Below are 20,667 nucleotides of genomic sequence, written 5' to 3' on the forward strand. Positions count from 1 at the left end.
TCGCGTCAGTCCTGTCCTTCGGGAATTTCCTCGAACCTATGCGGCGAAGGCCGCGCTGGCGAGCCCCGCCGGCCTCACAGCTTCGACGGATCGAACCACACGCAGCTGCGGGCGATCACCGTGAAGTTGATCTCCGAGCGGGCCGGCTGCGGCAGCAGCTCGCCGTCGATCGCCACGGTGGTCTGGTTCGAGGTGGCGCCGTCGCCGAAGCTCTGGGGACGGGTCACGTAGCAGTACTGCTTCTCGGGCTTCTGCTCGTCGCCCTTGAAGTTCCAGCCGGTGACGATCGAGCCGTCGAGATAGGGCACGGTCTTAAACACCGTGAAGCTCGTGCGCACCGCGGCGGCGGCGGAAGCCGGCGCCTCGGTCTTGCCCTGGTTGCCGGTGAGCGAGGACACGTCCGGGCGCCCCTTCGCCACCGGCGCCGGTGCCGGCACCCCGCCCTCGATCTTGAGGGTGGTGTCGGTGAGCTTCACCTCGCCGCTCGTCTTGAGCGTCGTGGTCTCGAGCGCCTGGGTGAGGGCCTTCGCGAGCTTGTCGGAGGCGTTGCCGACCTCGTTCATCGTCGCGTAGCCGTAGAAGGCGGCCCCCAGCCCGGCCCCGGCGAGGCCGACGAAGACGCCGAGGCCGATCGCCCGGAAGAGGAAGGCGCGGGCATTGGAGATCCGGGCCTCGGCCCGCAGACGCCCGTTGACGTGCTGGGCGAGGGCGACGTTCTCCGGCGTGCCCGGTGCGAGGTAGCTCACGGTCTCGGCCTCTCGATGCGGTCGTCGTCGCGCGCCGGCGGCGCCGGGGGCGTGCCGGCCTGCGGCACGGTCGGCGAGCGGCGCTGGTCGAGGGGGATCGCCGCGCCGGAGGCCACCGCGGCCTCGCGCATCGCCCGCTGCGCGTCCTGGATCTGGGTCGCGCTCTCGGCCATCTGGTTGAGGAGGAGCGGCACGCCCTCCGCGTGCATCATCGCGTCGAGGTCGTCCTCGTCGCGATAGGTCTTGCGCACCTGCACGGCGCAGAGCGCCAAGAGCGTCGAGGCGAAGGCGGCGCAGAGCGCCGGCGCGAAGACGAAGATCCGCAGGAAGGCGTGGACCTGCTGGTCCGTCACGTCGACGGGATCGGCGCCGTAGACCATCGCGGTGAAGGAGTGCAGCTGCGAGCGCCGCACAGCGTCGCGGTAGGCGCCTTCGGCTTCCGTCACCCGGCGGTCGGCGGCGGCGCGGTCGAGCTGCGCCCGGGCGGCGCGGGCTTCCGTCAGGTTCTTCGCCACCACCGCCCGCTCGTCGCCGGCGGATTTCAGGCTGCCCGCGATGGTGGCGGTGCGCGGATCGGTGACGCAGCGCAGGTAATTGTAGCGCTTGCCGCGGCTGTTGGTGCCGGACAGGCGCTCGCAGCGCTGGCCCGGCAGGCCGGCGAGCTGCGACGAGGCCTCGGTCGTGCGCTTCTCGAGCGCCGCGGCCTCCGCCGTGTACTGCGCCACCCGGGCATCGGCCTGGGCGATGCGGTTATCGATCGTGCCGCGGTCGGCCTCGGCCTCCTTCAGGACGGTGCGGGCCTTCGAGGCCTCGGCGAGGCGGGGATGGAACATCATCTCGCCGAGCTGCGACACCGACTTGGTGGTCACGCCCGCCGCCATCACGATGCCGACGATCGCGAGAGACTTGATCAGCCAGTCGCGCTGCACCCGGATCAGGATGCCGAGCGGCACCCGGCACAGCTCGATCGCCGCGTAGACGACCGGCGCCAGCAGCATGAACCAGAAGCTCTGGTCGTGCTTGTCGGCGTAGGTCTCGGCGAAGAACCAGGCCCCGGCCAGCGAGGTGCAGATCACCAGCGCCTCGACCAGGTAGGCGATGGCGACGTAGCCCCAGCGGATGCGGTAACCCTTGCGGATCGCCCGGTCCTGCTTCCAGGCATCGGTCTCGTCGGTCCAGGCGCGCTTCTCGCGCACCACCACCCGATCGGGAGGCTGTCTGCCCATCGCGGCTCCTCGAGGCGGCCCCCCGGGGGCGGCCGCGTACACGGTATTTCAATCCTTCACGCTATGCGGGTTTTGCGCCGAAAATGCGCCCTCTGCGAGCGGGGCTTGCCGCGGCGCAGCGTCCGGGGCGCGCTTTACGCACCGCAAAACGCTGTGAACGGCGTTAGAACCGGCTTGCGGCGCGCTTCGTCGCGCCGAGACCCGACGCCGCTCGCGCGGCGCTGCCAGACCGGAGCGAGGCCCCGCATGTCGGACGACCGCTACCACAAGGACCGGCTCGGCAACCGCCGCCTGAGCCCTGAGACCCTGATGCTCGGCTACGGCTACGATCCCGCCCTCTCGGAGGGGGCGGTGAAGCCGCCGGTCTTCCTGACCTCGACCTTCGTGTTCACCTCCGCCGAGCACGGCAAGGCGTTCTTCGACTACGTCTCGGGACGGCGCGAGCCGCCGGCCGGCGAGGCGGCGGGGCTGGTCTATTCCCGCTTCAACCATCCCAACAGCGAGATCGTCGAGGACCGGCTCGCGGTGTTCGAGGAGGCGGAGGCCGCCCTCCTGTTCTCGTCGGGCATGTCGGCGATCGCCACCGTGATCCTGGCCCATGCCCGGCCCGGCGACGTGGTGCTGCATTCCCAGCCGCTCTACGGCGGCACCGAGACGCTGATCGCCAAGACCCTGGCGGGCTTCACCATCGGGGCGGTCGGCTTCCAGGACGGGACCGACGAGGACAGCGTGACGGCGGCGGCGGATGCCGCGCTCGCCCTGGCGGAGACGTCCGGCGGGCGCGTCAGCGTCGTGATGGTCGAGACGCCGTCGAACCCGCTGAACACCCTCGTCGACCTGGCGCTGGTGCGCCGGGCGGCCGACCGGATCGGCGCCCGCCAGGGCGGGCAGGCGCCGGTTTTGGTCTGCGACAACACCCTGCTCGGCCCCCTCTTCCAGCACCCGTTGCGCTTCGGTGCCGACATTTCCGTCTATTCGCTGACGAAGTATGTCGGCGGCCATTCCGACCTCATCGCCGGGGCGGCCCTCGGCGCGGCGGCGCGGATGAAGCCGGTGCGGCTCTTGCGCTCGGCGATCGGCACCCAGCTCGATCCGCATTCGTGCTGGATGCTCGGGCGCTCGCTCGAGACCCTGACGCTCCGGATGGAGAAGGCCAACCGCAACGGCGAGCTCATCGCCGACCTGCTGCGCTCCCACCCGAAGGTGACGCGGTTGCACCATCTCGGCCATCTCGAACCCGGCTCCGGTGCGGCCCGGGTCTACGCCGCGCAGTGCGCCGCCCCGGGCTCGACCTTCTCGTTCGACGTCGCGGGCGGGGAGCCGGAGGCGTTCCGGGTGCTCAACGCGCTCCAGCTGTTCAAGCTCGCGGTGAGCTTAGGCGGGACCGAATCGCTCGCCAGCCATCCGGCCTCGACCACCCATTCGGGGGTGCCCAAGGCGGTGCGCGACCGGCTCGGCATCACCGACGCGACGATCCGGGTCTCGATCGGCATCGAGCATCCGGAGGATCTGGCGGCGGACATGGAGGCGGCGCTGGCGACGCTGGGATAACGCGAGGCCGCTTTCCAGGCCGGCGGTCTCGGTCGGGACGTTTCGACGGGCCGTCGATCCGTCGTGACTCCCCACCCTTTCCGGGCCCGGAACGGGCGGAGAGTCACGACGGATGTTCCCCGGGCACGGAGCTCAGCCGATGACCCACCCCGTGGGCGGCGTGACCGCAACGGACCGACGTGAAAACGCCGGCCCGGCCGCCCTTTTGGCTTGCCCCGCCGGCCCCCCTCCGCAAGATGGCCGCGATTCCCCGGCCGCCTCCCGCGCGGGCCGGGACCTTCGCCCGTCCGACAGCCCGAGAGGCTCCGCCGCTCCCGATGACCGAGCACGCCGCGTCCGGCTCCTACAAGGAAGTCATCCTGTTCCTGGTCACCGCCGGGATCGTGGTGCCGTTGTTCCATCGCCTGCGCGTCAGCCCGGTCCTCGGCTTCATCGGCGCCGGCGCCCTCCTCGGGCCGTCGGGACTGGGGCGGCTCACCGAGACCGTGCCGTGGCTCGGCGCGGTGACGATCTCGAACCGCACCGAGATCGCGCATCTCGCCGAGCTCGGCGTGGTGTTCCTGATGTTCATGATCGGGGTCGAGCTGTCCTGGGAGCGCCTGCGCATCCTGCGCCGCCTCGTCTTCGGCCTCGGTTCGCTCCAGGTGGTGGTGTCGAGCCTGCTCGTCGGCGCGGTACTGATGGCGCTCGAGGTGGCGCCCCTCGCGGCGATCCTGGTCGGGCTGGCGCTCGCTCTCTCCTCCACCGCCATCGTGCTGCCGGTCCTGGCCGAGCAGAAGCGGCTCAACACGCCGGCCGGGCGGGCGAGCTTCGCGGTGCTGCTGTTCCAGGACCTCGCCGTCGCTCCCGTCCTGTTCGCCATCGCGGTGCTCGGCCGCAAGGACAGCGACGCGGTGACCGGCCTCGCCCTCGCGCTCGGTCAGGCCGCCGTGGCGCTGGCGCTGCTGGTGGGCGCCGGGCGCCTGGGCCTGCGGCCTTTGTTCCAACTCGTCGCCCGCACCCGCAGCCCCGAACTCTTCATGGCGGCCTGCCTCCTCGTCATCGCGGCGACGTCCCTCGTCGCGGCCGCGAGCGGCCTGTCGATGACGCTCGGCGCCTTCGTCGCCGGGCTGCTCTTGGCCGAGACCGAGTACCGCCGGGCGATCGAGGCGACGATCGACCCGTTCAAGGGCCTGCTGCTCGGCGTGTTCTTCGTCTCGGTCGGCATGGGGATCGACCCGGCGGTGCTGATGAAGACGCCGCTCACCATCCTCGGCCTCGCCCTCGGCCTCCTCGTCCTCAAGGGCGGGGTGATCTTAGGCATCGGGACGATGCTGCGGCTGCCGCGTGCGGTGGCGCTCGAATCGGCCCTGCTGCTCGGGCCCGGCGGCGAGTTCGCCTTCGTGCTCGTCGGCAGTGCGCTGGCCGCCGGCCTCGTCCCCGACGATCTCGGCCAGGCGGCGCTCGTCGTCACCACCGCCACGATGGTGATGATCCCCGGCCTCGCGGCGCTCGCCCGCCGCCTCGGCCGGCGGATCGACCGGACCGCGCTGGGCCGTGCCCGGGCCGAGCCGCCGCCGGCGGAGCGCCAGCCCGGCCGGGTGATCGTCGCGGGCTACGGCCGGGTCGGCCGCCTCGTCGCCGAGATGCTGGCCCGCCACAAGGTGCCCTACATCGCCCTCGACATGGACGCCGCCCGCGTCGCCGACCAGCGCCGCCTCGGCAACCCGGTCTATTTCGGCGATTCGGCGAACCCGGATTTGCTGCGCCGCTGCGGCATCGACACCGCCCGCGCTCTCGTCGTCACCCTCGACCAGCCCCGCGCCGTCGAGGCGGTGGTGGCGGCCGCCCGCGCCGAGCGGCCGGACCTCACCATCGTGGCGCGCGCACGCGACGCCCGCCACGCCACCGCCCTCTACGAGATGGGCGTGGACGATGCCGTGCCGGAGACGATCGAGGCCTCGCTCCAGCTCTCGGAGGCGGTGCTGGTCGATGTCGGCGTGCCGATGGGGCTGGTCATCGCCTCGATCCACGAGCGCCGCGACGAGTTCCGGGCGCTCCTGCGCCGCAAGGAGGCCCCACCGGCCGCGCCGTTCCAGGCCCGCCGCACCGTGGGGAAGGCACCGTGAGCGGACAACGATGATGAGCGGGCTTGGCCCCCAGCAGGAGGCGGCGCTCAAGGCGGTGTCGGACTGGCTGAAGCGCGGCAGCCCGCAGGTCTTCCGCCTGTTCGGCTTCGCCGGCACCGGCAAGACGACCCTCGCCCGGCGCCTCGCCGAGGACGTCGAGGGCGGGGTGCTGTTCTGCGCCTATACGGGCAAGGCGGCCTCCGTCATGCGCGCCCGCGGCTGCCCGGACGCGTCGACCATCCACAGCCTGATCTACCGCACCCGCGAGGATACCGAGGGCGGGCCCGCCTTCACGCTCAACCGCACCGGTCCGGTGAGCAAGGCGGCCCTCGTCGTCATCGACGAGTGCTCGATGGTCGACGGCGACCTCGGCAACGACCTCCTGTCCTTCGGTACGCCGGTGCTGGTGCTGGGCGATCCGGCCCAGCTGCCGCCGGTGAAGGGCGGCGGCTTCTTCACCGAGGCCGAGCCCGACGTGATGCTGACGGAGGTCCACCGCCAGGCCGCCGACAACCCGATCGTGCGCCTCGCCATGACGGTCCGCGAGGGCGGGCGGCTGGATATCGGCGATTACGGCGAGAGCCGGGTGATCCCGCGCCGCGCGATCGACCCCGCCACCGTGCTGGCCGCCGACCAAGTGCTGGTCGGGATGAACCGCACGCGGCGGCTCTATAACGGCCGCATCCGCGAGCTGATCGGCCACGCCGACCCGATGCCGGCGGTGGGCGAGAAGCTGGTCTGCCTGCGCAACGACCGCACCAAGGGCCTGCTCAACGGCTCGACCTGGACCGTCCAGGCCCTGCGCGCCGCCCCCCGCCCCGACCTCGTGCGCCTCGACGTGGTGCCGGAGGACGATCCGGCCGTGCGGCGCAAGCCCCAGGACATCAAGGTGCTGCGCTCGATCATCGCCGGCAGCGAGGAAGAGGTGCCGGCGATCCTACGGCGCGAGACGGAAGAGTTCACCTACGGCTACGCGCTCACCGTCCACAAGGCGCAGGGGTCGCAATGGGACCGTGTGGTGCTGTTCGACGAATCCTACGCGTTCCGCGAGCACCGGGCGCGCTGGCTCTACACTGCGCTGACCCGGGCGGCGGAGGTGATCACGGTGGTGGTGTAGAGGTAGCGTCGTTCCGGCATCTCGCTGAAGTCGGGAGGTGGGCGTATGATGGACGTTGTGGGACGTTTCGTACGGATTCCGTTTGGGAATCGTAATTCTGACTGGCGAGGTTTCTGATGGCTGCTGTAGAGTCCATCACGGTCGATCTCCCCTCTGACATCGCTGAATCCGTGCATCAGGCCGTCGAGGCGGGCGAGTACGCTTCGACGAGCGAGGCAATTGGCGATGCGGTGCGCTTGTGGAAACAGCATCGGAACGTCCACAACGATACGCATGGCTATTCGATCGAGGAGTTGCGCGAACTGGTCCGCGAAGGTCTGGAGAGCGGGCCGAGTCAGTGGGACAGCATGGCCGAGATCAAGGCCGAGGCACGCCGGCGCTGGGAGGCGTCGGCCCCGAAGGCCGATCGGTGAGGACGGTCCGGCGTACCCGCAGGGCCGCTGAAGATCTGATCGACATCTGGTCGATGATCGCGCGAGATGATCCGAGTGCTGCCGATCGTGTGCTCGACGCGATCGAGCAACGTTGGCAGCAGCTCAAACACTATCCTTATTCGGGGGTCTCGCGCGAGGAGATCGCTCCCAACCTCCGGCATCTTGTAATCAGACAGTATCTGATCCTCTATCGTGTCGGAGCGGAGACGATCGAGATCGTCCGCGTACTCCACGGTCGGCGCAAGCTCGATCGGTCGATGATTGAGGGTTAGATTCATTTTGGTCTCGCACGCCTGTGTCTGACGGCATCCGCCACGGAAGCCAGCACGGATGGTTCGACGCGCCGATCTCAGGCCGACCGGTCTCACGCCGCGGACGCGAGCATGGCGCCGACCGCCTCCGAGGGTGACGAGGTTGCGCTATCGATGACGAGGCGCGGCCGATCCCACGGCTCGTAACCAATGCCCAGGATCGCCTCCCACGACGGCAGGACGAGACTGGGAATGTCCGACCCCCGCCCCTCGACGCGACGGCGATGCTCCTCGCGGTCCGGGCACACGACCTCGACCTCGATCAGCCGCACCGCGACACGGGCCGCAACCGCCCGCCAGCCCTCACGGCTGGCGGCGACCGGGTTGACGCAATCGGCCACGACGATCCGCCCATCGTTCAGGTTCGCACCCGCCAGGGCCTGCGCCACCGCGTAGCCGGACGCGCCCACGGCGTCCGCCGGCACGCCCGAAGCCCGGATCGCCTGCTCGATGACGTCGACGCGCAGATGAGTCGCCGCGAGGGCACGGGCAACGCCTCGGGAGATCGTCGTCTTGCCGGTTCCGGGCAGGCCGCCGAACACGATCAGCATACCGTCATTCACTCGCAGCCCGCCGTTGCTCGATCTCCCGCGTCTTCCGGTCGTAGACGTCCGACGCCACCTTGAGGGCGAGTAGGCCGCCGACGATCAGAGCGGCACTCACGCCGAGGATCTGCCATGCGTAGGTAACGGACATCGATGTCAATCCTCAGCTCGGAGGAAGCGAAGGGCCGCCTGACCGGCGAGGTGGAAGCTTACGCCCGCGATGAGGAGAAGTCCTCCGCCATTGGCAAACACGTCGTAGCGGCCCTGCGTGATCGGGATCACGAAGGCCGCCCCGAACACCGCGATGGCCAGTGAGTTGAACAGCGAGGCGAGCAGCTTGGCTCCCTCGTTGAACCGTTTCGCACGATGTTTATGGTCGCCCTTCGGCATCGGGTGTCCGGCGGGGAGCGCGAAGGCGGTGACTCGCTTCGCGCCCGCATATGACCCGACGTCATGATGATGGTCCAGTGCGACGGGCGCAGCCCCCGCTGGACGAACGCGCCGCGAGCCCCCACCTACGCCGCAGCACGACAGCCTGCCCGGAGAGACATCCTTGGCCAACGACGACGCGGGGGGCGCCCCCCGCATGCATGCGACGACGATCCTGATGGTGCGCAAGGGCGGCCGGGTGGTGATCGGGGGCGACGGGCAGGTCAGCCTCGGCCAGACCATCGTCAAGGGCAATGCCCGCAAGGTCCGGCGGCTGGCCAAGGGGTCGGTGATCGGGGGCTTCGCCGGCGCCACCGCCGACGCCTTCACGCTGTTCGAGCGGCTGGAGGCCAAGCTCGAGCAGTATCCCGGCCAGCTCACCCGCGCCTGCGTCGAGCTGACCAAGGACTGGCGCACCGACCGCTACCTGCGCCGCCTCGAGGCGATGATGCTGGTTGCCGACAAGGACGTGAGCCTGCTGCTGTCGGGCGCCGGCGACGTGCTGGAGCCCGAGGGCGGCGTGATGGCGATCGGCTCGGGCGGCAACTACGCGCTCGCCGCCGCCCGCGCGCTTGAGGAGCAGGAGCTCGACGCCGAGGCGATCGTGCGCCGCGCCATGCGGATCGCCGCCGAGATCTGCGTCTACACCAACGGCAGCCTGGTGATCGAGAGCCTGGACGCGGCCTGACCGCCTGCCTCGCTCAACCCCGGCCGCGAGACCCCGCGTCGAATTCGAAGAAATCCCTCATGACCACCTTTTCCCCCCGCGAAATCGTCTCCGAGCTCGACCGCTACATCGTCGGCCAGGGCGATGCGAAGCGCGCGGTCGCGATCGCTTTGCGCAACCGCTGGCGCCGCCAGCAGCTCCAGGGCCCGCTCCGCGAGGAGGTGGCGCCGAAGAACATCCTGATGATCGGCCCGACCGGCTGCGGCAAGACCGAGATCTCGCGCCGCCTGGCGCGGCTCGCCGGGGCGCCGTTCCTGAAGGTCGAGGCGACGAAGTTCACGGAAGTCGGCTATGTCGGGCGCGACGTCGAGCAGATCGTGCGCGACCTCGTCGAGATCGGCATCGGCCTGAAGCGCGACGAGAAGCGCCGCGGCGTCCAGGCGAAGGCGGAGGCCGCCGCCGAGAACCGCGTGCTCGACGCCCTCGTCGGCCCGACCGCGAGCCAGGCCACCCGGGACGCCTTCCGCAAGCGCCTGCGCGCCGGCGAGCTCGACGACAAGGAGGTCGAGCTCGAATTGGCGGCGGGCGCGCCGCAGGGGATGCCGATGTTCGAGATCCCCGGCATGCCCGGCGCCGCCATGGGGGCGATCAACCTCGGCGACATGCTCGGCAAGGCGCTCGGCAACCAGAAGGGCAAGCCGCGGCGGATGACCGTGCGCGACGCCTACGCGCCGCTGATCAGCGAGGAATCCGATAAGCTCCTCGACCAGGACAGCGTGGTGCAGGAGGCCCTGCGCGACGTGCAGGACAACGGCATCGTCTTCCTCGACGAGATCGACAAGATTTGCGCCCGGGAAGGGCGCTCCGGCGCAGACGTCTCGCGCGAGGGCGTGCAGCGCGACCTGCTGCCCCTGATCGAGGGCACCACCGTCGCGACCAAGCACGGTCCGGTGAAGACCGACCACATCCTGTTCATCGCCAGCGGCGCCTTCCACGTCTCGAAGCCCTCCGACCTCCTGCCGGAGCTGCAGGGGCGCCTGCCGATCCGGGTCGAACTGAGCCCGCTCACCGTCGACGATTTCCGCCGCATCCTGACCGAGACCGAGGCGAGCCTGACCAAGCAGGCGGTGGCGCTGATGGCGACGGAGGGCGTCACGATCGACTTCACCGCCGACGCGATCGATGCGCTGGCCAAGGTCGCCGTCGACGTGAATTCGTCCGTCGAGAATATCGGCGCGCGCCGGCTCCAGACGGTGCTCGAGCGGGTGCTCGACGACGTGTCCTTCACCGCGCCCGACCGCTCCGGCGAGACGGTGACGATCGATGCGGGTTACGTCCGCGACCGGGTCGAGAGCCTGGCGCAGAACGCGGATCTGAGCCGGTTCATCCTCTGACGATGGGCCGGTAGGAACGCACGACGTTCCCAACACACAGGGTCATCCCGGGGCTCGCCGAAGGCGAGAGCCCGGGATCCGGACACTCAGGTGTTGGAGAATGAAGCGGGATGCTGCCCGCTCTGTCCTGAACGATCCGAGGCTCTGGATTCCGGGCTCCGCTGCGCGGCCCCGGAATGACCCTGCGGGTCCGGAAGCGATCGGTGATCTCCGGGCAGCTGCTCGGATATTGGCTCTCACCCTTCCCACACCTGCCCCGGCCTGAGCGCCAGGAACCGGTCCGCCGGCACCTCCGCCTCCGCGAGCGCCCGCCCCAGGGCCTCCGCCGGCTCGCCCGCGCCCTCGTTGGTGAGCCGGAACGTGCCCCAATGGTGGCCGAGGGCCTGCTCGGCGCCGACCTCGCGAAAGATTCGCACCGCCTCCTCCGGGTTCACGTGCTGGGCCTGCATGAACCAGCGCGGCTCGTAGGCGCCGATCGGCAGGGTGGCGAGGCGCGGCGCGCCGAAACGCTCGCGCACCGGGCGGAAGATCGCGCCGTCGCCGTAGCCGGTATCGCCGACGTGGTAGAGCACGCCCGCGGGCGTGGTGAGCACGAACGCGCACCACAAAGCCATGCGCCGGTCGTTCACCCCCCTCGCCGACCAGTGGTAGGCCGGCACGAGGTGCACGACGAGGCCGCCGCCGAGATCGACCGAGCCGCCCCAGTCCCGGGTCTCGACCGGAATCGTGGCGTCGTAGGTGCGGATGATCGCGTCGTTGCCGAGCGGCGCCACGAAGGTCGGCGCATGCTCGGCCCAGAGGCGGGCGAGGACCGGCCCGTCGAGATGGTCGTAGTGGTTGTGGGTGATCAGCACCGCGTCGATCGGCGGCAAGGCCGAGAAGGCGATGCCCGGCGGGTTGGCGCGCTTCGGGCCGGCGAAGCCCACCGGGCTGGCGCGGCGGGCATAGACCGGGTCGACCAGGATGTTGCGGCCCGCGACCTGCACCAGCAGGCTGGCATGTCCGATGTGGACCACCCGCAGGCCCTCGACCCGCTCGGGCGGCGTGTCCTGCGGGAACGGGCTCGGGACCCGCGCCGGCCAGGCCTCGCGGCCGCCGCCGAGCTGCCAGCGCGCCAGCTCGCCCGCGGCCTTGTCCGTCGGCTGCCCCGGCGAGAAGAACCGCACGCCGTCGAAATGATCGCTGACCGGACCCCGGTAATAAGGGTTGCGGCTGCGCCGGTGGGCGGCGTAGCCGACCCCGCCGAGCGTCATCACCGTCATGGCGCTGGCGAGCTTGAGGAAGCCACGATTCTTCATGCGGGGGACATGATCGGCGGAAGGCCGAGGTCAAGGTGCGCTGCCGCGGACCCTTCGCCGCGCCTTGGACGGATTGCGTCAGGCCGAGGGATCGCTACATTCGGATCATCGGCAACAACAGGAAGGAGGTGATCCAGTGTCTCATTGTCATCAGCCGCGGTCGTCTGCGCGCCGGACCTGGATCGTCGCCTCCGGCTTCACGGCCTGAGCGTACGACGAACAGTCCAGGATCGGTGAGATCCTGACAGATCGATCAGTCGGACCGCGGTTCGGCAATGGAAGGGCTGCCCTGGCGACGGGGCGGCCCTTCGTCCGTTCCGGAACGTGGCGACCCTGCCCGCGGCATCCGCTCAGAGTTCGCGATCGAGCACCATCGCCTCGGCCACCTTCAGCTGGCGGCGCAGGGAGGCGTTCTCGGCTTCCAGTTCGCGGATGCGGGTGAGCAGCATTGCCGGGGTCGCGTCCTGCACGCTCGCCGCAGACGGGCGGGCCGCCTCCTCCGCGAAGGTCACGCCGATGCTGTCGGCCTTGCGCCAGCGGAGCGTCGCCCTGTGGGTGCGGTCCTTGGCCGGGATGATGAGGTCGAAGCCGTCCGGCAGCGTCGCGGTCTGGCTGAGCATCAGCCGGGCGCCCGAGGCGGAGAGATCCCGGATCAGGCAATCCATGGTGGAATTGCCGTTGTTGAAGACGATGCGCCCCTTCAGGAACGTCCGCAGGCGGGTCTCCCTGCGCAACTCGGACATGTCGGACATGGCGGGCAGCCCCGTTCGGCCTCACGGGTTTCGGATGCCGCAATCATGCCGCCACGACCTTAAGGAATGCTCGCCGGGATCTCGGAGTCAGGCGGGGGTCGTGCAGAAAACGGGACGTTCCGCCACGTCGCGCCCTCAGCCCTGCGCCGCGGACATGTTCTGGAACAGGTAGAAGCCGTTGAAGCGCACCGCGGTCGCGGCCGCCGCGCCGTCGAAGCCGCTGGGCTGGGGCGTGCTGCCGTCGAGCTTGCCGCCGAAGGCCCAGCGCGCCTCGGTGACGAAGGCGGGCACGGCGTAATCCTCCGGCACCGCGCAGACTAGGCCGTCGAGACCCTTCAGGCAGAACAGGTTGTAGCTTCGCATCGGATCGCCTCCGCTCGCAGGTGCTGCCATGGCGTCCATTCGCTAACGACCGATTGGGCCGAGACTATGTCAGGCCGGGTCGCCGCGCGCCACCGCAATCTCGGCCATGACGCTGCGTCCTGACGTGCAAAGGCCGCCTGCATCACGAAATCGTGCGAGACGGGAACCGTGGAACGACACGCGACAAGAGGCCGATACCGGCGGGAGACGCGATGTTGCGCTCCATCATCACGCCGGTGACTGAGAAACATTCCAATTGTGCAGGATCTGATCGGTCGTGGCCACTTCGAGCTGCTGGCCGAAGCGTTGCCGGTAGAGCGTCATCATCGCGTCGTGGGTCTCGTCCGAGGAGGAGCAGACCGCGTCCGTGGCGAGCACGATGCGGTAGCCGCGGTCGACCGCGCCGAGCACGGTGGCGAGCACGCAGACATCGGTCTCGCCGCCGGTGATCACCAGGGTCTCGGCCCGTCGCTGCCGCAGGGCGGTCTCCAGGCCGGGCTCCATCCAGGGCGAGTACACGGTCTTGTCGACGGTCTCGGCCGGCGGCGTCAGCGCGGCGAGATCCGGCACCAGTTCGACCATGTCCGGCCCGAGCCGCTCCACCGTCATCTCGGCCCAGCGCTCCCAGTAGCGCTTCCAGCACCCCCGCCCCTCCCCGGGGCGTCGCGCCGGGACGAAGCGGGTGAACACCGTGCGCTCGGGCACGGCGGCCGCGAGGTGTCGGACCCGCGGCAGCACCCGGCCCATCCAGGGCGTGTGCCAGGCCGTCTCGCGGGCGAACAGGTTCTGCATGTCGACGCAGACATGCACCGCCCGCTCGTCGAGCGGGCCGTTCGGCAGGGCGTCGGTATCGGAGGGCGTGGCGGCCATCGGGCGGGCTCCCGTGCGAGGGGCTCGTCCCGGCCCCGGGGCCCGACCAACGCTCATACTCCATAGGGGTTTCTGGGGTCAGCCCTGCGGGACGTTTCGCTCCAATTCGTCGAGCCAGACGCGGGCGTTGCCGTCGGAGGGCGCGCGCCAGTCGCCCCGGGGCGAGAGGGCGCCGCCCGCCGCCACCTTCGGGCCGTTCGGCAGGGCCGAGCGCTTGAACTGGCTGAAGCCGAAGAAGCGGCGCAGGAACACCGCGAGCCAGGCCCGGATCTCCGGCAGGGCGTAGGCGCCCCGTTTCGCCTCCGGGAAGCCGGGCGGCCAGGGTCCGCGGACGGCATCCTCCCAGGCCATCAGCGACAGGAAGGCGATCTTCGACGGCCGGTAGCCGTAGCGCAGCGTGTAGAACAGGTTGAAGTCCTGCAGCGCGTAAGGGCCGATCTTCGATTCGGTGCTCTGGATCGTCTCGCCCTCCCGGGCCGGCACCAGTTCGGGCGAGATCTCGGTCTCCAGGATCGCCTCCAGGGTGCGGCCGACCTCCGGGCTGAACTGGCCGGACGCGATCACCCAGCGGATCAGGTGCTGGATCAGGGTCTTGGGCACCCCGGCATTGACCGCGTAGTGGGACATCTGGTCCCCGACGCCGTAGGTGCACCAGCCGAGCGCCAGCTCCGACAAATCGCCGGTGCCGATGACGATCGCGTCGTGCTGGTTGGCGAGACGGAACAGGTAGTCGGTGCGAAGCCCCGCCTGCACGTTCTCGAAGGTGACGTCGTAGACCTCCTCGCCGCGCCCGAACGGGTGGCCCATGTCGTGGAGCATCTGCCGGGCGGCCGGGCGGATGTCGAGCTCGGCCGCGCGGGTGCCGAGCGAGGCCATCAGCCGGTGGGCGTTGGTCTTGGTCTCGTCCGAGGTGGCGAAGCCCGGCATGGTGTAGGTCAGGATGTCCGAGCGCGGCAGGCCGAGCTGGTCGAAGGCGCGGGCCGCCACGATCAGCGCGTGGGTCGAGTCGAGCCCGCCCGAGATGCCGATCACGACGCGGCGGGTGCCGATCGCCTGCAGGCGCTGGGCGAGGCCGGCGACCTGGATGTTGTAGCCCTCGTAGCAATCCTGGGCGAGGCGCGCGGGATCGGCCGGCACGAAGGGGAAGCGCTCGACCGTGCGGTGGAAGCCGAGATCGGCGTCGGGCGGCGCCACCCGGAACGGGATCCGGCGGTAGGCCGGCGCGCCGGGCGTGAGCGCGGTCCGGTTGTCGTCGAAGCTGCCCATCTGGGCCCGCTCCTGGCGCAGGCGCTCGAGGTCGATGTCGGCCAGCGTCACCTGCGGCTCGGCGGGGAAGCGCGCGCCCTCCGCGATCACTTCGCCGTCCTCGTAGATCGCGGTCTGGCCGTCCCAGGCGAGGTCGGTGGTCGATTCGCCGGGGCCCGCCGCGGCGTAGACGTAGGCGGAGAGACACCGGGCCGAGGCCGAGCGGCAGAGCAGCGTCCGGCTCTCCGCCCGCCCGATGGTGATCGGGCTGCCCGAGAGGTTGGCGAGCACCGTGGCGCCTGCGAGCGCGGCGAGTGCCGAGGGCGGCACCGGGATCCACATGTCCTCGCAGACCTCGACCCCGAGGACGAGGCCGGGCAGGTCCTCGGCCGGAAACAGCAGGTCGGTGCCGAACGGCGCCTCGCCGTCGCCGATCCGGATCGTCTCGCCCGTCACCCCGGCGCCGGGGGCGAAGTGGCGCTTCTCGTAGAACTCGCGGTAGTTCGGCAGGTAGCTCTTCGGCACCACGCCGAGCAGCCGGCCGCGATGGATCACCGCGGCGGTGTTGTAGATCCGGTTGCGGTGGCGCAACGGCGCGCCGATCACCAGGACCGGCATCAGCCCGCGGCTCGCCTCGACGAGGGTGATCAGCGCCGCCTCGACCCGCTCGAGCAGCGTCTCCTGCAGCAGCAGGTCTTCCAGCGCGTAGCCCGACAGGCAGAGTTCGGGAAACACCGCCACCGCGACGCCGTCGCGGTCGCACCGTTCGGCCAGGAGCCGGATCTCGGCCGCGTTGGCGTCCGGATCGGCGATGTGGCTGCGGCCGACGCAGGCCGCGACGCGGGCGAAACCGTGCCGGTAGAGGGATCGAAACGTCACGCTGGCAGCCTCGTCTCGCCGGAAATGCTCCTCGTCCTTAACGCGCCCACGCGCTGCCCGGTACCGGCTCCCGTGCCTAATCGGGCGTTAACGATGCCGTGCCTAACTGGGGCCACGTACGCGGCCGCGGGCCGCCCACACATCAATTCGGCATCATGAGACAATCGGGACGGCCACCCTTCTCCGACTCCTCGCCGCGTGGACCCCAGCGGGTGCGCGACCATCTCCGCACGCCCGAGCGCCGGGAGCGCCCCCTCGGCGTCCTCGCCCAGACGGTGATGAATCTGCGGGCACTCCTCGCTCGCCGCTTCGCGCCGCCCGCGCCCCCGCCCGCCCAGCGGGACTACACCTTGAGCCGGCGCGCCACCCCGAGCTGGATGGCCGACGCCCTGGTGCGCCCCAACGCAGCCGAGCCCGGCGGCGCGCGGTCGGCCCCGCCCGAACCGTGGACCCAGAGCCCGTTCGCTCAGGCCTCCGGCCCCGTGCGGACGGCCCCGTCCCAGGCTGCTTACCAAGACGCGTACCAAGACGCTCACCAGGCCGCTCCCCTCGCCGCCCCGGCGGGGAACTGGGCGCCGGATCCGGCACTTGGGCCGGCGCCGATGCCCGACCCGCTCCCCTCGTCCCGGGCCGCCCCGCCCGCCGCCCGCGGCAGCGCGCAGGCGCGCGACGTGGGCGACCTGGCCGACGCGACGCAGGCCCGGCCTCGGGATCTTCACTCGCGGAACCCCGACCCGCAGGATCCCGCGTACCGGCATCCCCTCTATCAGGGCTTGCCCCCGCAGGCCGCCCGGCCGCCCCTGCCCGAGGCCGTCGTGGCGCAGCCGGCCGGGGCGCTCCGGTCGCAGGCGGCTGATCCTGATCTCCCGTCAGAACCCGACATCCTCGCACCCCCGGCGGTCATGGTCGCCCCGGAGCTTCCGGCGCCGCGCCGCGCCGCCTCGTCGCATTGGGCGCCGGACCCGGCCCTGGTGCCCGAGGGCGGCTGGACCATGCCGATCCCCCCTGCCGGCCCGGCCCGCGCCGTGCTGACCCGCGCCCGCCGCCGCGACGCAGAGCCCTCCGCCGTGGCCCCGGAGGCGCGGTCCCGGCCGTCGCCGCAGGAGCCTGCGCAAGCCCGTTCGCCCGAGCGTCCGACCGAGACCGGCGTACGCTTCACCCGCACGCCCGACCACGTGCTGCAGGCGCGTCATCGTCGGCGCGAACAGGCCCTGCGGGAGAGGGAAGAGGCCCTGCGTGCCGCCGAGGCCGAGGCCGCTTCCCGCGCCGCCGCCGAACTCGCCGCCGCCGAGGCCGCCCGGGCCGAGGCCGAGGCAGCCCGCATCGAGGCCGAGGCCGCCGCGGCGGCGGCCGCGGTGCCGATCTGGCGCCAGCCCTTCGTGCTGCCCCCGGGCGTCCGCTTCACCCGCACGCCCGACCATCTCCTGCGCCATCCGCAGGAGGATCCCATCCGGGCCGAGGCCGTGCCAGAAGCCGCCGGGGAGTCGGCGTCGGCATCCGGCGAGGCGATGTCCGGGCCCGAGGCCTCCGACGCGGCGGCGCTCCCGGCGGGCGAGCCGGTCGCGACGGTGGAGGCCGTGGCGGCCGTCGTTCCGGAGGATGCTCCGGCATTCGCCGACAGCACACAGCCGGTCGCGCTCGACATCGCCGCGCCCGCTTCCGTCCCGGCGGAAGAGGCGCCGGGCATGGCGGCCGGGGCGGAGGCCTCGGTCGCCGGGCCTACGGTGATCGCGCCCGACTCCACCGCTTCCGAGTCCGCCGTCGCGGTCTCCGCGGCTGCGTCGGCCGAGGCTGCGCCTCCCGCGCCGGATCTGCCGGCTCCGGAGCTGACCGTCGCCGCGGAAGTCCCGGTCGCGCCGACCCAAATCTTCGACGTGCCGAACAGCGCCATCCTGGTGCCGGTCGACGTCTCACATCTGCGCTCCCTGCCCCCGCGCCCGGTCTACACCCTCGACCGTCTGCTCCAGCACGACTGGACCTGCCCGCTGCCGACCGCCGCGGAGCAGGACAACCGGCCCGTTCCGGATCCGGTCGCGGACGAAGCTTCCGCCGAGATACTGCCGGCGGCGGACGCCTCTCCGCCGGCCGAGCCCGTCCTTGCCGAGGTCGTCACCGCCGCGCCCGCGGTGCCGACCGGGATGCCGCCGGCGGATCTGCCGCCGGACGTGCCTCTCGTGGGCTTGCCTCCGGGGGACTTGCCTCCGGTGGACTTGCCTTCCGTGGACCTGCCGTCCGATCCCGTCGCCGGGACGGCCGTCGAGGCGGCGATGGAGATCGTCCCGGTGGTGAGCACGCCCGGGAGCGAGGCGTTCGTCGCCGTGGAGCGGGAGAGCGCGGCCGACCTGCCCGCCACGATCCTGCTGCCGGCGCCCGCCCCGATGCTGGCCCTCACCTACGCGCCGCTTCCGGAGACGGTGTTCCTGCCCGTGCCGGTGGCGTCCGAGCCCCCGGACGCGTCCCTTGCCGTCCCTGTCGCCCCCGAGGCGGTGGTGGAGGCCGCGGCCGAGATCGTGCCGGCCGTCGCCTCCGAGCCCGTGCCCGAGCCTGCTTCGGTCGCGGCACCTTTGGCCTTCACGCCGGTGCCGTGGTCGTTCATCGCCGCGGACGCGCTGCCGGTGACGCAGCCCGAGACGGCGCAGGTCCTGCCGGTCGAGACGCCTGCCTCCGTCCGTGCCGAAGACCGTCCCGCCGCGGAACCGCTCGGCGAGCCCGCGTCGCCCACCCCGCGGGGGGCGCAGCCCTTCGTCTACGTGCCGACCGGCCGCCTCAGCGCGCCGCCCGCCCCGACCCTGCCGGCCCCGCCGCGCCCGCCGCGCATCATCCTGCCGATTGCCACGCAATCGGTGCCGGTTGCGGCGCAACCGGTCCCGGTCGCAGCACCGTCGGAGCCGGGCACCCCTCACATCGCCTCCCCGGTCCCCGAGCCGGAGCCGGTCGCGACGGCGCCGTCCTGGTCGCCGGTCACGGGGGCGATGCCGGCCGCGGAGCCGCACGGCTTCGTCATCGGCACCGCGGGTCTCGATTGCGACCTCGGCCTCGACGCCGACGAGGATGGGGACGACGAGGACGATATCCTGGCGCCCGTCGCCACCATCCCGCTGCGCCAGGCCGCCCGCCTGCTCGAGCTGCCCTACGAGCTGCCCTCGGTCGACCTCCTGGCCGAGCCGCGGGAATCGGACGGCAGCAACCTCGACCCCGAGATGCTGGAGGACAACGCCCTCCAGCTGCAGCAGGTGATCCAGGATTTCGGCGTGCGCGGCGAGATCCTGGCCGTGCGGCCGGGCCCGGTGGTGACGCTCTACGAGATGGAGCCGGCGCCCGGCACCAAGTCGAGCCGCGTCATCTCGCTCGCCGATGACATCGCTCGCTCGATGTCCGCCATCTCCGCCCGCGTCGCCGTCGTGCAAGGCCGCAACGCCATCGGCATCGAGCTGCCGAACCTCACGCGCGAGACGGTGTACTTGCGCGAGCTCCTGACCTCGCCGGTCTTCACCGAGACCAAGCAGAAGCTCGCGCTCTGCTTGGGGAAAAACATCGGCGGCGAGGCGATCATCGCCGACCTCGCCCGCATGCCCCACCTGCTCGTCGCCGGCACCACCGGCTCGGGCAAGTCGGTCGCCATCAACACCATGATCCTGTCGCTGCTCTACCGGCTGAAGCCGGAGGAGTGCCGCCTGATCATGGTCGATCCCAAGATGCTGGAACTCTCGGTCTACGACGGCATCCCGCACCTGCTCTCGCCCGTCGTCACCGACCCGAAGAAGGCGGTCATCGCCCTCAAGTGGGCGGTGCGCGAGATGGAGGAGCGCTACAAGAAGATGGCGCGCTTAGGGGTCCGCAACATCGACGGGTTCAACGCCCGGGTGGCGGAGGCCCGCGCGCGGGGCGAGGTGATCACCCGCACGGTCCAGACCGGCTTCGACCGCGAGACCGGCGAGGCGGTCTACGAGGACGAGGTGATGGACCTCACCGCCCTGCCCTACATCGTGATCGTGGTCGACGAGATGGCCGACCTGATGATGGTGGCGGGCAAGGACATCGAGGGGGCGATCCAGCGCCTCGCCCAGATGGCGCGGGCCGCCGGCCTGCACCTGATCATGGCGACGCAGCGTCCGTCGGTGGACGTGATCACCGGGACGATCAAGGCGAACTTCCCGACCCGGATCTCGTTCCAGGTGACCTCGAAGATCGATTCGCGCACGATCCTGGGCGAGATGGGCGCCGAGCAGCTGCTGGGCCAGGGCGACATGCTGTTCATGGCGGGCGGCGGGCGGACGACCCGGGTGCACGGGCCGTTCTGCTCGGACGACGAGGTCGAGCAGGTGGTGGCCCACCTCAAGCGCCAGGGCCGGCCCTCCTACCTCGACGCCGTCACGGCGGACGAGGAGGCCGAGGAGGCGGCCGCCGCCGCGCAGGACGCCCCGGTCATGGACCAGGGCAGCTTCGGCGATCCGTCGGCCGACCTCTACGACCAGGCGGTGGCGGTGGTGTTGCGCGACAAGAAGGCCTCGACGAGCTACATCCAGCGGCGGCTGCAGATCGGCTACAACCGGGCGGCCTCGCTGATGGAGCGGATGGAGCGCGAGGGCATCGTCGGCCCGGCCAACCATGCCGGCAAGCGCGAGATCCTGATCGAGCCCGCGCCCCAGCACGGGACCGAGGAGGCGTGAGCCGCCCCGCCGTCGCATATTCGCCACAGGGGCCGGCTCTATGGACGGACCGGCCCCCTGCG

Annotated in this window: 18 protein-coding genes; 8 read left to right on the top strand and 10 right to left on the bottom strand. The window is 71.3% G+C overall.

Annotation, left to right across the window (positions count from 1 at the left end; genetic code table 11):
* Positions 1-74 precede the first annotated feature (74 nt).
* A complete protein-coding gene (locus BM430_RS26195; RefSeq protein ID WP_093570174.1) occupies positions 75-746 on the bottom strand; it encodes a hypothetical protein in 672 nt (223 codons plus the stop codon).
* Complete coding sequence (locus BM430_RS26200; RefSeq protein ID WP_093570175.1) at positions 743-1,972, bottom strand: ATPase; 1,230 nt, start codon at positions 1,970-1,972, stop codon at positions 743-745. Before BM430_RS26200 ends, BM430_RS26195 begins: the two co-directional genes overlap by 4 nt.
* A 246-nt stretch (positions 1,973-2,218) precedes the next feature.
* Here BM430_RS26200 and BM430_RS26205 point away from each other — a divergent pair, with 246 nt between their 5' ends.
* The 5 genes from BM430_RS26205 to BM430_RS26225 all read left to right on the top strand — a co-directional run bounded on the left by BM430_RS26205 (position 2,219) and on the right by BM430_RS26225 (position 7,454).
* Positions 2,219-3,523: a cystathionine gamma-synthase family protein gene (locus tag BM430_RS26205; RefSeq protein WP_093570176.1), complete on the top strand. Its 1,305-nt coding sequence runs from the start codon at positions 2,219-2,221 to the stop codon at positions 3,521-3,523.
* 317 nt (positions 3,524-3,840) lie between these two features.
* Positions 3,841-5,631, top strand: a complete 1,791-nt coding sequence (locus BM430_RS26210) for a cation:proton antiporter domain-containing protein (protein WP_093570177.1) — start codon at positions 3,841-3,843, stop codon at positions 5,629-5,631.
* Between the two features lie 10 nt (positions 5,632-5,641).
* Positions 5,642-6,748 (top strand): ATP-dependent DNA helicase, encoded by a 1,107-nt coding sequence (locus tag BM430_RS26215; RefSeq protein ID WP_177303182.1) that lies wholly within the window; start codon positions 5,642-5,644, stop codon positions 6,746-6,748.
* A gap of 116 nt (positions 6,749-6,864) precedes the next feature.
* Positions 6,865-7,161 carry a ribbon-helix-helix domain-containing protein gene (locus BM430_RS26220; protein ID WP_093570178.1) on the top strand — a complete coding sequence of 99 codons (297 nt, stop codon included), beginning with the start codon at positions 6,865-6,867 and terminating at the stop codon, positions 7,159-7,161.
* Positions 7,158-7,454 (top strand): type II toxin-antitoxin system RelE/ParE family toxin, encoded by a 297-nt coding sequence (locus BM430_RS26225; protein ID WP_093570179.1) that lies wholly within the window; start codon positions 7,158-7,160, stop codon positions 7,452-7,454. The genes BM430_RS26220 and BM430_RS26225 overlap by 4 nt, the downstream gene beginning before the upstream one ends.
* Before the next feature lie 92 nt (positions 7,455-7,546).
* On the opposite strand, the gene BM430_RS26230 is transcribed toward BM430_RS26225, so the two are convergent.
* The 3 genes from BM430_RS26230 to BM430_RS26235 are packed head-to-tail and all read right to left on the bottom strand — an operon-like array spanning position 7,547 to position 8,428.
* Positions 7,547-8,044, bottom strand: a complete 498-nt coding sequence (locus tag BM430_RS26230; protein WP_093570180.1) for a P-loop nucleotide/nucleoside kinase family protein — start codon at positions 8,042-8,044, stop codon at positions 7,547-7,549.
* 4 nt (positions 8,045-8,048) lie between these two features.
* A complete protein-coding gene (locus BM430_RS34250) occupies positions 8,049-8,189 on the bottom strand; it encodes a DUF2897 domain-containing protein (protein WP_143132136.1) in 141 nt (46 codons plus the stop codon).
* Between the two features lie 5 nt (positions 8,190-8,194).
* Complete coding sequence (locus BM430_RS26235; RefSeq protein ID WP_093570181.1) at positions 8,195-8,428, bottom strand: hypothetical protein; 234 nt, start codon at positions 8,426-8,428, stop codon at positions 8,195-8,197.
* 196 nt (positions 8,429-8,624) lie between these two features.
* On the opposite strand from BM430_RS26235, the gene hslV reads away from it, so the two are divergent.
* Positions 8,625-9,155 (top strand): ATP-dependent protease subunit HslV, encoded by a 531-nt coding sequence (gene hslV, locus BM430_RS26240; protein WP_060849237.1) that lies wholly within the window; start codon positions 8,625-8,627, stop codon positions 9,153-9,155.
* Positions 9,156-9,214: 59 nt separating this feature from the next.
* Entirely contained in the window at positions 9,215-10,528 is a 1,314-nt protein-coding gene (gene hslU / locus BM430_RS26245) for an ATP-dependent protease ATPase subunit HslU (protein WP_093570182.1), read from the top strand.
* A gap of 236 nt (positions 10,529-10,764) precedes the next feature.
* Here hslU and BM430_RS26250 read toward each other — a convergent pair whose 3' ends face one another.
* The 5 genes from BM430_RS26250 to BM430_RS26270 all read right to left on the bottom strand — a co-directional run bounded on the left by BM430_RS26250 (position 10,765) and on the right by BM430_RS26270 (position 15,935).
* Positions 10,765-11,826: an MBL fold metallo-hydrolase gene (locus BM430_RS26250; RefSeq protein WP_093570183.1), complete on the bottom strand. Its 1,062-nt coding sequence runs from the start codon at positions 11,824-11,826 to the stop codon at positions 10,765-10,767.
* Between the two features lie 350 nt (positions 11,827-12,176).
* Entirely contained in the window at positions 12,177-12,569 is a 393-nt protein-coding gene (locus BM430_RS26255; protein WP_093570205.1) for a PilZ domain-containing protein, read from the bottom strand.
* Positions 12,570-12,713: 144 nt separating this feature from the next.
* On the bottom strand, positions 12,714-12,941 hold the full coding sequence (locus tag BM430_RS26260; protein ID WP_093570184.1) for a hypothetical protein: 228 nt from the start codon (positions 12,939-12,941) through the stop codon (positions 12,714-12,716).
* A 228-nt stretch (positions 12,942-13,169) separates the two neighbouring features.
* A complete protein-coding gene (locus BM430_RS26265; RefSeq protein WP_093570185.1) occupies positions 13,170-13,811 on the bottom strand; it encodes a cysteine hydrolase family protein in 642 nt (213 codons plus the stop codon).
* 78 nt (positions 13,812-13,889) lie between these two features.
* A complete protein-coding gene (locus BM430_RS26270) occupies positions 13,890-15,935 on the bottom strand; it encodes an NAD(+) synthase (RefSeq protein WP_093570186.1) in 2,046 nt (681 codons plus the stop codon).
* 992 nt (positions 15,936-16,927) lie between these two features.
* On the opposite strand from BM430_RS26270, the gene BM430_RS35365 reads away from it, so the two are divergent.
* Positions 16,928-20,605 carry a DNA translocase FtsK gene (locus BM430_RS35365; protein ID WP_244539670.1) on the top strand — a complete coding sequence of 1,226 codons (3,678 nt, stop codon included), beginning with the start codon at positions 16,928-16,930 and terminating at the stop codon, positions 20,603-20,605.
* Positions 20,606-20,667 lie beyond the last annotated feature (62 nt).

This window comes from Methylobacterium sp. 174MFSha1.1 (assembly GCF_900116815.1).
Taxonomy (GTDB): domain Bacteria; phylum Pseudomonadota; class Alphaproteobacteria; order Rhizobiales; family Beijerinckiaceae; genus Methylobacterium.

Excerpts from the sequence above, each read along its gene's own strand:
- BM430_RS26230 (WP_093570180.1), bottom strand. The coding sequence starts at position 8,044 with ATGCTGATCGTGTTCGGCGGCCTGCCCGGAACCGGCAAGACGACGATC.
- BM430_RS26205 (WP_093570176.1), top strand. The coding sequence starts at position 2,219 with ATGTCGGACGACCGCTACCACAAGGACCGGCTCGGCAACCGCCGCCTG.
- BM430_RS26200 (WP_093570175.1), bottom strand. The coding sequence starts at position 1,972 with ATGGGCAGACAGCCTCCCGATCGGGTGGTGGTGCGCGAGAAGCGCGCC.
- BM430_RS26265 (WP_093570185.1), bottom strand. The coding sequence starts at position 13,811 with ATGGCCGCCACGCCCTCCGATACCGACGCCCTGCCGAACGGCCCGCTC.
- BM430_RS26220 (WP_093570178.1), top strand. The coding sequence starts at position 6,865 with ATGGCTGCTGTAGAGTCCATCACGGTCGATCTCCCCTCTGACATCGCT.
- hslV (WP_060849237.1), top strand. The coding sequence starts at position 8,625 with ATGCATGCGACGACGATCCTGATGGTGCGCAAGGGCGGCCGGGTGGTG.
- BM430_RS26235 (WP_093570181.1), bottom strand. The coding sequence starts at position 8,428 with ATGCCGAAGGGCGACCATAAACATCGTGCGAAACGGTTCAACGAGGGA.
- BM430_RS26210 (WP_093570177.1), top strand. The coding sequence starts at position 3,841 with ATGACCGAGCACGCCGCGTCCGGCTCCTACAAGGAAGTCATCCTGTTC.
- BM430_RS34250 (WP_143132136.1), bottom strand. The coding sequence starts at position 8,189 with ATGTCCGTTACCTACGCATGGCAGATCCTCGGCGTGAGTGCCGCTCTG.
- BM430_RS26250 (WP_093570183.1), bottom strand. The coding sequence starts at position 11,826 with ATGAAGAATCGTGGCTTCCTCAAGCTCGCCAGCGCCATGACGGTGATG.
- BM430_RS35365 (WP_244539670.1), top strand. The coding sequence starts at position 16,928 with ATGCCGATCCCCCCTGCCGGCCCGGCCCGCGCCGTGCTGACCCGCGCC.
- BM430_RS26255 (WP_093570205.1), bottom strand. The coding sequence starts at position 12,569 with ATGTCCGAGTTGCGCAGGGAGACCCGCCTGCGGACGTTCCTGAAGGGG.
- BM430_RS26260 (WP_093570184.1), bottom strand. The coding sequence starts at position 12,941 with ATGCGAAGCTACAACCTGTTCTGCCTGAAGGGTCTCGACGGCCTAGTC.
- BM430_RS26215 (WP_177303182.1), top strand. The coding sequence starts at position 5,642 with ATGATGAGCGGGCTTGGCCCCCAGCAGGAGGCGGCGCTCAAGGCGGTG.
- hslU (WP_093570182.1), top strand. The coding sequence starts at position 9,215 with ATGACCACCTTTTCCCCCCGCGAAATCGTCTCCGAGCTCGACCGCTAC.